A 13,591-nucleotide genomic window follows, 5' to 3' on the forward strand; every position below is an offset into this window, starting at 1 on the left:
TAAGGATAAGAGATGATAGAAACAGAGAAAAAAACAGAGCGTGTCTTTTTGGTCGGTGTGGAGCTGGCAGATACGGAGAATTTTGACCTATCCATGGAGGAGCTGCAAAGTCTGGCTAAGACAGCAGGGGCTGAGGTAGTCGGATCCTATAGTCAGAAGCGGGAAAAGTATGACAGCAAGACCTTTGTCGGTTCTGGTAAGTTAGAAGAAATCCGGCAGATGGTTGATGCCGAAGAGATTTCGACCGTTATTGTCAATAACCGCTTGACACCTCGCCAAAATGTCAATCTGGAGGAAAGCTTGGGTGTCAAGGTTATTGATCGTATGCAGCTGATTTTGGATATTTTTGCCATGAGAGCTAGGAGTCACGAGGGCAAGTTGCAGGTACATCTGGCCCAGCTCAAGTACCTCTTGCCTCGCTTGGTCGGCCAGGGCATTATGCTCAGCCGTCAGGCCGGTGGCATTGGCTCCCGCGGGTCTGGTGAAAGCCAGCTGGAGCTCAATCGACGCAGTGTCCGCAATCAGATTCATGATATTGAGCGTCAGCTCAAGGCAGTGGAGAAAAATCGGGCTACCGTTCGTGAAAAGCGACTGGAATCCAGTATTTTCAAAATTGGTCTCATCGGCTATACCAATGCTGGCAAGTCGACTATTATGAACTGCTTGACTAGTAAGAGCCAGTATGAGGCAGACGAACTCTTTGCGACGCTAGATGCCACGACCAAGAACATCAATCTCAGTGGTCAGCTCAATGTCACTCTGACAGACACGGTTGGCTTCATTCAGGATTTGCCGACGGAGCTGGTGTCAAGCTTTAAGTCTACTCTAGAGGAGAGTAAAAATGTCGATTTGCTGGTCCATGTTATTGACGCTAGCGACCCTCATCATGAGGAACATGAAAAGACCGTCCTCGACATTATGAAAGAGCTTGACATGCTGGATATTCCCCGGCTGACTCTCTATAACAAAGCAGACAAGGCAGAGGATTTTACTCCGACCCTGACTCCTTATTCTTTGATTTCGGCTAAGGCGGACAATAGCAGAGCTCTTTTGCAGCAAGTCCTGCTGGAGCGGATGAAAGAGCTCTTTTTGCCTTTTACCATCAAGGTAGCGCCGGATAAAGCTTACAAGATTCATGATTTAGAGAAAGTCGCAATTATCGGAAATCGAGAATACAAAGACGATGTTGAAACCATTTCAGGCTGGATTGCCGAGAAAAATAAATGGAAACTGGAAGAATTTTATGACTGATTATATTGACTTGGCCTTGAAATATGGCGGTTTTACGAGCCTAGACAAAGTCTACTTAGGTCAAGTATTGGTTGGCCTGACAGAAGAGCAGAAGTTTAGCTACATCACACCGCCGCCCAGCGTTATCAATGCCTACTTTGCTGAGCTTTATCAGAAGAAAAGTCCTGAAGCCGCGACAGCCTATTTTTTAGAAATCAGTCAGGCGCTGGACTTGTGGAATCCGAATCCAAGTTTTTTAGAAAATAAGCCTTTTGTACGCCTTAATCTTTCTGGCAAGTCCTATGGATTTTGCTATGAGAGCGAGAAAGTCGGCTTGGTCTTCCCTGAAAAGCCAGAGCCGGTAACAACTGACTTGCTCTTTGAAATCGCTCAAATCTTTCCCCAGTACTTGGTCTACGAAGAAGCTGAGAGCATAAAAATGGTACCTCTCAAAGATGAGTCTCAAGTCGTGGACAGTCAGGCGCTGACTGCTTTGACCGATTGGCAGCAGCTGGCGGATGGCAGCCAGAGGGTTCTGGGCTACAATCAAGATGAAGTCAGTCAGCTGGCTCAGTCCTATGCTGGCAGAAAATACTATCACTCGCAGAATCGCTCTGCCATGATTTATATCATTTAGAAAGAATAACATGCAATTACAATTTTTAGGAACCGGAGCCGGTCAGCCCTCCAAGGCCCGCAATGTATCCAGCCTTGTCCTCAAGCTTTTGGAGGAAATCAATGAGGTCTGGATGTTTGACTGCGGTGAAGGAACCCAGCATCAGATTTTGGAGACGACGATTAAACCGCGCAAAATCAGCAAGATTTTCATCACGCATCTGCATGGCGACCATATTTTTGGCTTGCCGGGCTTTTTATCCAGTCGTTCTTTTCAGGCAAATGAAGAGCAGACGGACCTAGAAATTTATGGTCCTAAAGGTATTAAGAACTTTGTCCTGTCTAGCCTGCGTGTGTCTGGTTCTCGTTTGCCTTATCGGATTGATTTTCATGAGTTTGATGAAAACAGTCTGGGTAAGATTTTAGAAACGGATAAGTTCACTGTTTATGCGGATAAGCTGGATCACACGATTTTCTGTGTGGGTTATCGGGTCATGCAGAAAGATTTGGAAGGAACGCTGGATGCAGATAAGCTGCGGGCAGCAGGTGTTCCCTTTGGTCCCCTCTTTGGTAAAGTTAAGAACGGTCAGGATATCGTCCTAGAAGATGGGACCAAAATCATTGCAGCCGACTATATCTCAGCCCCTCGTCCGGGCAAGACCATTACTATTCTGGGTGATACTAGGAAGACTGCTTCCAGCGTCCGTCTGGCAGTGGCAGCAGATGTGCTGGTCCATGAAGCGACCTATGGCAAGGGAGACGAAAAACTGGCCCGTAACCACGGTCATTCGACCAATATGCAGGCTGCAGAAGTAGCCAAGGAAGCAGGTGCCAAGAGCCTCCTCCTCAATCATATCAGTGCTCGTTTTCTAGCCAAGGACATTAGCCAAATGCGCCGCGATGCAAGTAGCGTCTTTGAACAGGTTCATGTCGTCAAGGACTTGGAAGAGGTGGAGATATGAAAACCATCATCATCACAGGGGCCAGCGGTGGACTGGCCCAGGAAATGGTTAAGCTCTTGCCCTATGACCGACTGATTTTGGTCGGACGGAGCAAGGCTAAGCTGGAAAAACTATATGGAGAAAAAGAAAATCTTGACCTAGTGGAGCTGGATATCACAGACAGCTCAGCTTTGGAAAGATTTGCTGAGCGGATTGACAGCCAGTACGGTCGTGTTGATGTCCTAGTCAATAACGCTGGCTATGGGATTTTTGAAGAATTTGACAAAATCAGCTCCAGCGATATTGAGGCCATGTTTGAAGTCAATACCTTTGCCCTGATGAATTTGTCCCGTATCTTTGGAGCTCGCATGAAGCAGTCAGGTCAAGGACATATCGTCAATATCGTTAGTATGGCTGGCCTCATTGCCAGTAGCAAGTCTAGTCTTTACTCAGCGACCAAGTTTGCAGCTATTGGTTTTTCCAATGCCCTGCGTTTGGAACTCCTGCCTTTTGGGGTTTATGTCACGACGGTGAACCCAGGTCCTATCAAAACTTCTTTTTTCGATCAAGCAGATCCTGACGGTTCCTATGTAAAAGCAGTGGACAAGTACATCCTTGAACCTGACTTTGTAGCGAGCAAAATTATCAGCTCCTTTGGCAAAAAGAAGCGGGAAATTAATCTACCAGGGATTCTCAATCTAGCCCACAAGCTTTATACCCTTTTTCCAAAAATTGCCGACAAGATGGCAGCCAATATGTTTAACTATAAGTGAGGTTTTATGACAGCTAATCTACAAGCCTACAAGGCTCATCTGCAAGCGCCTTGGGGCAAACTTCAATATGATATTGTTTTTGCCTTTCTAGAGTCGCTGAAGGGCCAGAAAATTCTTGATTTCGGCAGTGGTTTTGGAATTGTGGCTGATTTTCTAGCGGAAAAAAACCAAGTGACCGCTGTTGAGCCGAGTTCAGAAATGATTGCTGAGCGCAAGCAGGACTTTTCCTATGAGCAATTGCAAGGCAGCCTAGAGGTTCTGCAAAAATTGCCAGACCAGTCTTTTGATGTCATCATCTGCCATAATGTTTTAGAGTATGTATCTGACCCTGCTCTCTATTTGACAGAATTTTCCCGCCTCTTAAAAAAGAACGGCAAAATTTCTCTGGTTAAGCATCACGAGGTTGGGCGCATTATGCATACGGTGGTTTTTGAAAATGACCCAGAAAAGGCCCAGCAGCTTTTGAAAGGTCAGGAATATCAAACCCACAGCATGGGAGCTGCTAAGGTCTATCAGGTTCAGGAAGTGATTTCAGGTCTGCCTTTAGAAGTTGAAGATTATCAGGGAGTTCGGATTTTTTATGGCTTGCAGGCCAATGACTACAAAACTGCCTCTGACTGGGCTGAAAAGATGCTTGAGATGGAGCTGGCTGTCTGCAACCAATCACCTTATCGAGACATCGCTGCCTTTCAGCATGTTTGGCTAGCCAAGGCTTAGATTGAAGGGAATAGTGCTCATTTACATCTTAAACTAAACCTCGTAAGGAGAAAGCTTGATGCAAAGGAGAGAAGTCGTAGGGCAAGGGTAGCCGGTCAATTATGCCCTGCTCAGCCTTTTTCAATATATCGCTTCCATTTTGGTAATTCTGGTTCACTGCCAGAGGCTTTTTGAACATGAAGCTCTGCATTTTATTCAGAAGAGTATGTTTGGCCGCATGGCGGTCCCTTTCTTTTTAATTTCTTCAGCCTATTTTTTCCGATTACGCTGGAAGCGAGAGCACGGTTCTACGAAACTGACTCTGTATATCAAAGGCATTTTAAAGGTCTACGGCTTCTGGAACTTGGTCTATCTCCCCTATGCTTTGACTTATTTCCAATCTCTGCACTTGCCTCTCTACCTAGCTCCGCTGGCTATCCTAGCAGCGCTCTTCTACATAGGAATGAGCTACCAGCTCTGGTATATCCCCGCCTTTCTCTTAGGCTTGCTGCTGGTCCGTTTCTTGTATAGGAAGTTAGGCCCAAAGAAAACATTTGCTCTTTTGTTAATTCTCTACGCCTTAGGTGCTATTGAGACTTATCACGCCTACCTTACGCCTAGTCTGCTGACGGACTGGTACGATGCCTATGCCAAGCTCTTTTTCACCAGCAGAAATGGCCTCTTCTATACGCCCATTTTTATCTATTTAGGCTACTTTCTAGCTGATTACGGGCAGATAACTTTATTTCAGAAAAAACGCTGGCTGTCTCTTCTGTTGGCAAGTCTTTTCCTAGCAGGCGAAGGAGTGTTGGTTTACATCAGGCAGGGATTAGATAAAAACTTTTTCTTTGCTCTCATTCCCTTTACACTCTTCTTATTCAATTGGCTGTTAAAAGCAGAGTGGAAGCGCGAAAAAAACTGGCGACATTTAAAAGATCTAAGTATCCTTTATTTCTTCCTCCATCCTATCTTTATTGAGTTATCTTTCTTTCTGCTCAAATCCCAGCAACTGACCAAGTGGGAAACCGGCCGTTGGACCTTCTTTCTGACGATTATCCTGACCCACCTGACGTCAGAGTTGGTGATTTGATGGCGAGGGTAAAAACAGAAAAGAAGTGAAAGTTTAGTTTTTGAAGAAAATCATATAGAGCGTTAAGAGCAACTATCAATTTTGAATAGAAATAGCTATAAAAACATTTCAAAGGAGTTCTACATGCTTGAACGTCTACAACAGCAGCTGGCTTTTACCAATGAGCTGGAAAAGCTGAAAGCCACACATAGGAACAATCGAACCTTGGATGCCTATCGTTTTGAGAATTCTGCTGAGCATAGTTGGCAGGGTGCGCTGATGGCGCTAGTCTTTCGAGAATATATTCCCGAAGAAGTCAATCTGGAAAAGGTCATGTCTATGTTATTGATTCATGATTTGGGCGAAATATACGCTGGCGATACCTTTATCTTTGACGACGTGGGCAAGAGCGATTCTTACGATAGAGAGCTTGAGTCCTTGAAAATCAGTTTAGACAAGCTGCCGTCAGATCAGCAGGATTCCTTTTTAGAGCTTTGGCAGGAATTTGAAACCGGCATTAGCATAGAAGCTAAATATGCCCGAGTGCTGGACGCTCTGGTTCCTCTGCTCAATCACTTGGAAGTCGCTCAACCCCATGACAACCCTTATGGCCTGACCAAGTCGCAGGTTATTGCTAAGAAATCCTTTATCCAAGAAACCTCTGAAACTCTTTGGGAATTGGCTCAGGAAATTATTGATCAAAGTGTTGCTAAGGGGCTTTACCTAGATGAGTGAGCTTGAGAGTCTTGCTCGTAGATAGAAAGTTTGGAGAGTGGGACAGAAATCGGTAATTCGTTAGAATTCGATTTCGTCGTCCCACCTCCGCACAGTTGAGTAGGGCTGTAAAAGCTGATGAAATCAGCGTAGTAGAGCCCACTCAACCACTGCGTCTTGCTCGACAATCCAAAGACAATTGAGAGGCTAGGACTTTTGTCCCAGCCTCTTTCATGTTATAATATTCAGACAAGATTGAACGGAGAAAGTGTTTCACTCATCATGATTAGCTCAAAATACGACTGGCAGTTTGCCACTAATTTTACAGACGAAAAATTTTTAAAAAAAGCTAAGAAAGCTGGATTAGAACCTGCCGCTGCCAGTCTTCTTTATCAAAGAGGAGTGCAGACTGAGGAGGCTTTACAGGAATTTTTGGAGCCTAATTTAGACCAGCTTCACAACCCTTATGACCTGCATGATATGGAACGGGCAGTGGAGCGCATTCGCGCAGCGATTGAGAATTACGAGCAGATTTTGATCTATGGCGATTATGATGCTGATGGGATGACCTCGGCATCGATTGTCAAGGAAGCATTGGAGCAGTTGGGTGCTGAGTGTCAGGTTTATCTGCCCAATCGCTTTACGGATGGCTATGGCCCTAATAGCAGTGTTTACAAGTATTTTATTGAAAATCAAGGTATTTCACTCATTATTACAGTGGATAATGGAGTGGCTGGCCTTGAAGCTATCGAGCTGGCTCAGTCTCTCGGCGTGGATGTCATCGTGACGGATCACCACTCCATGCCCGAGGAGCTGCCAAATGCCTATGCGATTGTCCATCCGGAACATAGCGGAGCGGATTATCCTTTCAAGCACCTAGCCGGTTGTGGGGTGGCTTTTAAGCTGGCAACAACCTTGCTGGAAGAAGTCCAAGTCGAACTTTTGGACTTAGTTGCTATCGGTACCATTGCCGACATGGTCAGTCTGACCGGAGAAAATCGGATCCTAGTCAAATATGGCCTTTCCGTCCTCAAAAATACCCAGCGCGTAGGACTTCAGGAGCTCTTTAAAATCGCTGGTATTCAGCCAGATGAACTGGATGAAGAAACGGTTGGTTTCCAGCTTGCCCCCAGACTCAATGCCTTGGGACGGCTGGATGATCCCAATCCGGCGGTTGAGCTTTTAACAGGTTTTGACGATGAAGAAGCTCGTGACATTGCGCTTATGATCAACCAGAAAAATGACGAACGCAAGGAAATCGTCCAGCAGATTTATGAAGAAGCACAAACCATGTTGGACCCTAAGAGACCAGTGCAGGTGTTGGCCAAGGAAGGCTGGAATCCCGGTGTGCTAGGGATTGTCGCTGGGCGCTTGCTGGAAGAGCTACACCAGCCAGTCATAGTGCTTAATATCGAGGATGGCATCGCTAAGGGCAGCGCCCGCAGTATTGATGCGGTCAATATTTTTGAGGCCTTAGACAGCCACCGTGATCTCTTTCTAGCCTTTGGTGGGCATGCTGGAGCAGCTGGAATGACTCTCGAAGCAGACAAGCTGGCGGAGCTTGCTGATATCTTAACAGAGTATATCTTAGACAATGATTTGGATTTGACTGGCAAAACAGCCCTGTATTTAGATGAGGAGCTACACTTGCCAGAACTGACCCTTGATACACTCAAAAGCTTTGAAAAACTGGCTCCTTTCGGTATGGACAATAAGAAGCCACTCTTTTACCTCAAGGACTTTAAAGTGGATAATGCACGGACCATGGGGGCCGGCAATAGCCATCTCAAGTTAAAAATTTCTCAGGAAGCTGCATCTTTTGAAGTAGTAGCTTTTGGGCAAGGAAACCTGGCGACAGAGTTTGCCCAGACCAAGAATCTGGAGCTGGCTGTCAGTCTCTCTGTCAATAAATGGAATGGACAGACCAGTCTCCAGCTCATGCTGGTGGATGTCCGTGTGGACGGTGTTCAGCTTTTCAATATCCGCAGCAAAAATGCGACGCTGCCTGACAAGGTTCCAGTCTTGCGTTTCACAGAGGAGTTGCCAGATGTGACAAATAGCAGAGCAGTTATAGTTTACGATCTGCCTGATGATTTGCAGGACTTGAAGAGGATTCTTCAGTCTCAGGATTTCGAAGCTATTTACTTTAAGAATGAGATTGCCAAGCCATATTATCTGACTGGTTATGGCAACCGTGAGCAGTTTGCCAAACTCTACAAAACTATCTACCAGTTCCCTGAGTTTGATGTTCGCTATAAGCTCAAGGACCTGGCAGCTTACCTGAAAATCGACCCTATTCTTCTAGTCAAAATGATTCAGATTTTTGAAGAACTTGGTTTTGTCAGCATCACAGAAGGCGTCATGACGGTCAATAAAGAAGCAGAAAAGAAAGAAATTGACAGCAGTCACATTTACCAAGACCTCAAGCGCCTAGTCAAAGAACAAGAACTCATGGCATTGGGCACCGTGCAGGAGATTTATGATTATTTGATGGAAGCAGACTGAAAATTGTTCAGGTAATCTCGTTAAAAAGTCAATGGCTTAGACCTATGGCTCAGGCTGTTAGGGAAAAGGAAGTTTCGTTCTTGGAGCTAGTAGAAGAAGTGATTATAAAGATTAACCAACTCAATCCCAGTCTCAATAAGGTGGTCTATAAATGAATGAAACATACTCTTTCAAATTAAATAATCTATCCCCCTAAAAAGTAAGTTTTTCTGTTACCATTTGGATGAAAAAGTGATATAATAGAGAGTAAAAAATTTTTTTGAAAGAAAGTATATCATGAATTTAAAAGACTACATTGCAACAATCGAAAATTATCCAAAGGAAGGCGTGACATTCCGTGATATCAGCCCATTGATGGCAGATGGAAATGCTTATAGCTACGCTGTTCGTGAGATTGTTCAATATGCAACAGACAAGAAGATTGACATGATCGTTGGACCGGAAGCTCGTGGCTTTATCGTGGGTTGTCCGGTTGCATTTGAGTTGGGAATTGGCTTTGCTCCAGTCCGCAAGCCTGGTAAGCTTCCTCGTGAAGTTATCTCAGCTGACTATGAAAAAGAGTATGGTATGGATACCCTGACCATGCATGCAGATGCTATCAAGCCAGGTCAGCGCGTTCTGATTGTAGATGATCTCCTTGCGACTGGTGGAACAGTGAAGGCGACGATTGAGATGATTGAGCGCCTTGGTGGTGTAGTAGCCGGCTGTGCCTTCCTTATTGAGCTGGATGAGCTCAAGGGTCGCGAAGTTATCGGCGATTACGACTATAAGGTTCTGATGCACTATTAATGCATAGTTTCTAACTATATCTAGTTAGAGAAAAAGTATAATTGAAAACTATATCTCCTTTCAGTATAATGAAAGTACATTGGATAAACAAAGAATAGGCTGGAAAAGTATTTCCAAGCCTTTCTAACGATTGAAGGAGATATTTTCATGCCAATTAAGATTGATAAGAAACTGCCAGCTGTTGACATTTTAAGTTCTGAGAATATCTTTGTCATGGATGACGATAGGGCGGACCATCAGGATATCCGACCTCTGAATATTTTGGTACTCAATCTCATGCCCCAGAAAATGGTGACTGAGACTCAGATACTGCGCCACTTGGCTAATACTCCGCTGCAGTTGACTATTGACTTCCTCTACATGAGCTCTCATCAGTCTAAAACGACACGTGCAGAGCATATGGAGACTTTCTATAAGACTTTTGATGAGGTTAAAAATCGCTATTTTGATGGCTTGATTATCACTGGTGCGCCGGTAGAGCATCTGCCTTTTGAAGCGGTGGACTACTGGGAAGAGTTTCAGCAGGTGATTGAATGGTCCAAGACCCATGTCTTTTCTACTCTGCATATCTGTTGGGGAGCTCAGGCTGGGCTTTACGCTCGCTACGGCGTTGACAAGCACCAGATGACACGCAAATTATCGGGTGTCTATAGCCAGTCAGCTGACAGCAGCAATCTGCTTTTCCGTGGCTTTGACGATGAGTTTTATACGCCGCATTCCCGGCATACTGAAGTTCGAAAGGAAGATATTGTCAATCTGACTAATCTGGAAATTCTCTCGTATGGAGAGGATACGGGACTCTCTGTGCTGGCTAGCCGGGACTTGCGAGAGGTATATAGTTTCGGTCACATGGAATATGACCGCGATACCTTATCTAAGGAGTATTTCCGCGATTTGAAGGCAGGGAAGAATCCACACATTCCAGAGAATTATTTTAAAAACGATGATGTCCATGCGACACCGGCCTTGCGTTGGAGTTCGGCTGCGGCACTCTTTTTCAGCAATTGGGTCAATTATGCTGTCTATCAGGAGACGCCTTTCGACTGGGAGAGTCCTGAAAATGATGTATCGTTTTTTGCTTATCTATAAGAGGTGACATGACTTATTTATCAGCTTTTAAATCGGGCAATCTAGTAATCCCGAGTGCCCTTCTTTTACATTTTAAGGACATCTTTGATTCCAGCGATGATTTTTTGGTCTGGCAGTTTTTCTATCTGCAAAATACGACTTCCTTGGAAGAGCTGGCGCCTAGTCAGATTGCAGAGCATATTGGCAAGACTCTGTCAGAAGTCAATCGCTCTATGTCCCATCTGACAGAGAAAGGTCTCTTGCAGTATAAAACCATTGAGCTGAATGGAGAGACAGAGGTTATCTTTGATGCTTCACCGGCTTTGGAAAAGCTGGATGAACTGCTGGCAGCCAAAAGCGGTCATCAGACTGTGGCAAAGGCGCCTCAGAATGTTTTGAAAGACTTGGTGGAGACTTTCCAGCAGGAGCTGGGCCGCCTCTTGACACCCTTTGAAATTGAGGACTTGACCAAGACTGTTCAAGACGATAAAACCAATCCTGACTTAGTTAAGGCTGCTCTTCGTGAGGCTGTGTTTAATGGCAAGGCCAACTGGAAGTATATTCAGGCTATCTTGCGCAATTGGCGCAAGGAAGGTATTACTACACTTGCTCAGGTAGAAGCCAAGCGGGAAGAACGTGAAGCAGCTAATCCTCAAAATGTGACAGTTTCAGATGATTTCCTCAATGCCATGAATCTGTGGAAGGACTGACTTTATTAGATTTACAGCGGCCTGTTAAATACGACAGGCCCTTGATTTTATAAAAAAGGAGAAAAGTATGGCCTATCAATTGCCAAAAGTCTGGTCCGCTACGGACAGCGACCAAGGAAAATTTTCAGGTATCAATCAGCCTACTGCAGGCGCGCGCTTTGAGCAGAAGCTTCCAGTCGGTAAAGAGCCTTTTCAGCTTTATTCACTTGGAACTCCAAATGGGGTCAAGGTGACGATTATGCTGGAGGAACTACTGGCAGCAGGTGTGACTGAGGCATCCTATGACCTCTATAAGATCAGCATCATGGATGGCGACCAGTTTGGCTCAGATTTTGTGAAAATCAATCCCAACTCCAAGATTCCGGCCTTGCTGGATCAGTCAGCCCATAATCCGATTCCTGTCTTTGAATCAGCCAATATCCTGCTCTATCTGGCAGAGAAGTTTGGAAAGCTGATTCCGTCAGATTTGGCTGGTAGGACTGAGGTACTCAACTGGCTCTTCTGGCAGACAGGAGCGGCACCCTTCTTGGGAGGCGGATTCGGTCATTTCTTTAACTATGCTCCAGAAAAGCTAGAATATCCCATCAACCGCTTTACGATGGAAGCCAAGCGACAGCTGGATTTATTAGACAAAGAATTAGCCAAGAAAGCTTATATTGCTGGAGATGACTACAGTATTGCTGATATTGCTATCTGGTCTTGGTATGGTCAGTTGGTGCAGGATAAGCTCTATCCAGGCGCAGCTGAGTTCTTGGATGCCACCTCCTACAAATACTTATCTGTTTGGGCGGAGAAGATTGCAGCTCGTCCGGCAGTCCAGCGTGGTTTAGCTGCCGAGTATCAGGAAATCAAATAAAAAAGTGATGGGTAGGACACTCCATCATTAAGTGGCGAGACAAAATCAGTTTATCAACAGGCTGATTTTTCTTTCGTTGCTTTTTTTATACCCTTAAAAATGATATACTGAATAGAAGAATGTTTAGAAAAGAGTAAGCAATGCAAAAAAAGACGATTTCCAAGCGCTTGGAGCGAGTAGCAGCTTTTGTGCCGGATGGGGCAAAGTTGCTGGATGTTGGGAGCGATCACGCCTATCTGCCCATTTACCTGATTCAGCAGGGGCGGATTGCAAAAGCTCTGGCCGGAGAAGTGGTAGAGGGGCCTTTTCAGTCTGCTCAGAAAAATGTGGCAGAGCATGGACTGACGGAGCAGATTGAAGTTCGCTTGGCTAATGGTCTGGCAGCTTTTGAAGCGGAAGATCAGATTGACACCATCGTTATCGCTGGTATGGGTGGTCGCTTGATTGCAGAGATTTTGGAAAATGGCAGAGCTAAGCTTGGGTCTATTTCCCGCTTGATTTTGCAGCCCAATAACCGAGAGGATGAGCTCCGCAGCTGGCTGGGATCTAACGGTTTTCGTTTGCTGGCTGAGGATATCTTAGAAGAGGCTGGAAAGTTTTACGAAATCATTGTAGCAGAAGCAGGCCAGCAAACTTTGACAGAGCAAGAAAAGCGCTTTGGTCCTTTTCTGATGAAGCAACAGTCACCTGCTTTTCAGCTAAGTTGGCAGAAAGAACTGAAGAAACTTGAAGGAGCTCTAGCCCATATCCCAGAAAAGAATGAGCTGGAACGCTCTGCTATGTCCAAAAAAATCGAAAGTATCAAGGAGGTACTCCATGCTAGCAAGTGAAATCATCGCCCGTTATGAAGCCTACTGCCCGCAAGAACTATCCATGGAGGGTGACATTTCAGGCCTGCAAATCGGGACTTTGGATAAAGAAGTGGACAAGGTTCTAGTGGCTCTGGATATTCGCGAGCAGACGGTGGCGGAGGCTATTGAGGCAGGTGCTGGACTGATTATCGTTAAACATGCGCCTATTTTTCGCCCCCTTAAGGACCTAGTGGCGGATAAGGCTCAAAATCAGATGATTTTAGACCTTATCAAGCATGATATTGCTGTCTATGTCAGTCATACCAATATTGATGTCGTGGAGGACGGACTCAATGATTGGTTCTGTCAGTTATTGGATATTGAGGAGACAAGTTTTCTCAGTCAGACGGGGCCAGAAAACGGTATTGGCCGCGTAGGGAAGATTGCTCCTCAGACCTTTGGGGACTTTGCGGCTAAGGTCAAGGCAACTTTTGGACTAGATTGTTTGCGTCTGGTTACTTATGAAAAAGCAGATCTCGAACGTGTGATTGAGCGTGTAGCTATTTGTGGTGGCAGCGGTCAGTCCTTTTATCCGGAGGCCATTGCCAAGGGAGCGCAGGTCTACATTACAGGTGATATTTACTATCATACAGCTCAGGAGATGCTGACAGAAGGACTTTTGGCGCTGGATCCTGGACATCATATCGAGGTTCTATTTACGGAAAAATTAAAAGAAAAGCTTGATGCTTGGAAGGCAGAAGAGGGATGGGATATTGAGATTCTGGCTAGTCAGGCTTCGACCAATCCTTTCCGGCATATTTGAGAGGGAGCGAC

The 13,591-nt window shown here is 45.3% G+C and carries 14 protein-coding genes and 1 pseudogene; all 15 read left to right on the forward strand.

Features of this window, described 5'->3' with window-relative positions:
- The first annotated feature begins 12 nt into the window (after window positions 1–12).
- Window positions 13–1,251: a GTPase HflX gene (gene hflX / locus FFV08_04990; GenBank protein QLB52054.1), complete on the forward strand. Its 1,239-nt coding sequence runs from the start codon at window positions 13–15 to the stop codon at window positions 1,249–1,251.
- A complete protein-coding gene (locus FFV08_04995; protein QLB52055.1) occupies window positions 1,184–1,867 on the forward strand; it encodes a cystathionine beta-lyase in 684 nt (227 codons plus the stop codon). The genes hflX and FFV08_04995 overlap by 68 nt, the downstream gene beginning before the upstream one ends.
- 10 nt (window positions 1,868–1,877) lie before the next feature.
- On the forward strand, window positions 1,878–2,807 hold the full coding sequence (locus FFV08_05000) for a ribonuclease Z (protein QLB52056.1): 930 nt from the start codon (window positions 1,878–1,880) through the stop codon (window positions 2,805–2,807).
- Window positions 2,804–3,559: an SDR family oxidoreductase gene (locus FFV08_05005; GenBank protein ID QLB52057.1), complete on the forward strand. Its 756-nt coding sequence runs from the start codon at window positions 2,804–2,806 to the stop codon at window positions 3,557–3,559. The genes FFV08_05000 and FFV08_05005 overlap by 4 nt, the downstream gene beginning before the upstream one ends.
- Before the next feature lie 6 nt (window positions 3,560–3,565).
- Window positions 3,566–4,276, forward strand: coding sequence for a methyltransferase domain-containing protein (locus FFV08_05010; GenBank protein QLB52058.1), 711 nt, complete (start codon window positions 3,566–3,568; stop codon window positions 4,274–4,276).
- Window positions 4,277–4,382: 106 nt separating this feature from the next.
- Window positions 4,383–5,345 carry an acyltransferase gene (locus FFV08_05015; protein ID QLB52059.1) on the forward strand — a complete coding sequence of 321 codons (963 nt, stop codon included), beginning with the start codon at window positions 4,383–4,385 and terminating at the stop codon, window positions 5,343–5,345.
- A 123-nt stretch (window positions 5,346–5,468) separates the two neighbouring features.
- Entirely contained in the window at window positions 5,469–6,059 is a 591-nt protein-coding gene (locus tag FFV08_05020) for an HD domain-containing protein (GenBank protein ID QLB52060.1), read from the forward strand.
- Window positions 6,060–6,092: 33 nt separating this feature from the next.
- Window positions 6,093–6,158: pseudogene (locus FFV08_05025) on the forward strand (NUDIX hydrolase).
- 162 nt (window positions 6,159–6,320) lie between these two features.
- Window positions 6,321–8,543, forward strand: a complete 2,223-nt coding sequence (gene recJ / locus FFV08_05030; GenBank protein ID QLB52061.1) for a single-stranded-DNA-specific exonuclease RecJ — start codon at window positions 6,321–6,323, stop codon at window positions 8,541–8,543.
- A gap of 276 nt (window positions 8,544–8,819) precedes the next feature.
- Window positions 8,820–9,332: an adenine phosphoribosyltransferase gene (locus tag FFV08_05035; protein ID QLB52062.1), complete on the forward strand. Its 513-nt coding sequence runs from the start codon at window positions 8,820–8,822 to the stop codon at window positions 9,330–9,332.
- Window positions 9,333–9,479: 147 nt separating this feature from the next.
- Complete coding sequence (locus FFV08_05040; GenBank protein QLB52063.1) at window positions 9,480–10,421, forward strand: homoserine O-succinyltransferase; 942 nt, start codon at window positions 9,480–9,482, stop codon at window positions 10,419–10,421.
- Between the two features lie 8 nt (window positions 10,422–10,429).
- Window positions 10,430–11,110, forward strand: coding sequence for a DnaD domain-containing protein (locus tag FFV08_05045; GenBank protein ID QLB52064.1), 681 nt, complete (start codon window positions 10,430–10,432; stop codon window positions 11,108–11,110).
- A 67-nt stretch (window positions 11,111–11,177) separates the two neighbouring features.
- Window positions 11,178–11,966: a glutathione-dependent disulfide-bond oxidoreductase gene (gene yghU, locus FFV08_05050; protein QLB52065.1), complete on the forward strand. Its 789-nt coding sequence runs from the start codon at window positions 11,178–11,180 to the stop codon at window positions 11,964–11,966.
- Window positions 11,967–12,106: 140 nt separating this feature from the next.
- Window positions 12,107–12,796, forward strand: a complete 690-nt coding sequence (locus FFV08_05055; protein ID QLB52066.1) for a tRNA (adenine-N(1))-methyltransferase — start codon at window positions 12,107–12,109, stop codon at window positions 12,794–12,796.
- Complete coding sequence (locus tag FFV08_05060; protein ID QLB52067.1) at window positions 12,783–13,580, forward strand: Nif3-like dinuclear metal center hexameric protein; 798 nt, start codon at window positions 12,783–12,785, stop codon at window positions 13,578–13,580. Before FFV08_05055 ends, FFV08_05060 begins: the two co-directional genes overlap by 14 nt.
- The last annotated feature ends 11 nt before the right edge of the window (window positions 13,581–13,591 follow it).

It is taken from the genome of Streptococcus sanguinis, from assembly GCA_013378335.1.
Taxonomy (GTDB): Bacteria; Bacillota; Bacilli; order Lactobacillales; family Streptococcaceae; genus Streptococcus; species Streptococcus sanguinis_I.

Excerpts from the sequence above, each read along its gene's own strand:
- FFV08_05055 (QLB52066.1), top strand. The coding sequence starts at position 12,107 with ATGCAAAAAAAGACGATTTCCAAGCGCTTGGAGCGAGTAGCAGCTTTT.
- FFV08_05000 (QLB52056.1), top strand. The coding sequence starts at position 1,878 with ATGCAATTACAATTTTTAGGAACCGGAGCCGGTCAGCCCTCCAAGGCC.
- FFV08_05060 (QLB52067.1), top strand. The coding sequence starts at position 12,783 with ATGCTAGCAAGTGAAATCATCGCCCGTTATGAAGCCTACTGCCCGCAA.
- hflX (QLB52054.1), top strand. The coding sequence starts at position 13 with ATGATAGAAACAGAGAAAAAAACAGAGCGTGTCTTTTTGGTCGGTGTG.
- yghU (QLB52065.1), top strand. The coding sequence starts at position 11,178 with ATGGCCTATCAATTGCCAAAAGTCTGGTCCGCTACGGACAGCGACCAA.
- FFV08_05020 (QLB52060.1), top strand. The coding sequence starts at position 5,469 with ATGCTTGAACGTCTACAACAGCAGCTGGCTTTTACCAATGAGCTGGAA.
- FFV08_05040 (QLB52063.1), top strand. The coding sequence starts at position 9,480 with ATGCCAATTAAGATTGATAAGAAACTGCCAGCTGTTGACATTTTAAGT.
- recJ (QLB52061.1), top strand. The coding sequence starts at position 6,321 with ATGATTAGCTCAAAATACGACTGGCAGTTTGCCACTAATTTTACAGAC.
- FFV08_05045 (QLB52064.1), top strand. The coding sequence starts at position 10,430 with ATGACTTATTTATCAGCTTTTAAATCGGGCAATCTAGTAATCCCGAGT.
- FFV08_05010 (QLB52058.1), top strand. The coding sequence starts at position 3,566 with ATGACAGCTAATCTACAAGCCTACAAGGCTCATCTGCAAGCGCCTTGG.
- FFV08_04995 (QLB52055.1), top strand. The coding sequence starts at position 1,184 with ATGTTGAAACCATTTCAGGCTGGATTGCCGAGAAAAATAAATGGAAAC.
- FFV08_05005 (QLB52057.1), top strand. The coding sequence starts at position 2,804 with ATGAAAACCATCATCATCACAGGGGCCAGCGGTGGACTGGCCCAGGAA.
- FFV08_05035 (QLB52062.1), top strand. The coding sequence starts at position 8,820 with ATGAATTTAAAAGACTACATTGCAACAATCGAAAATTATCCAAAGGAA.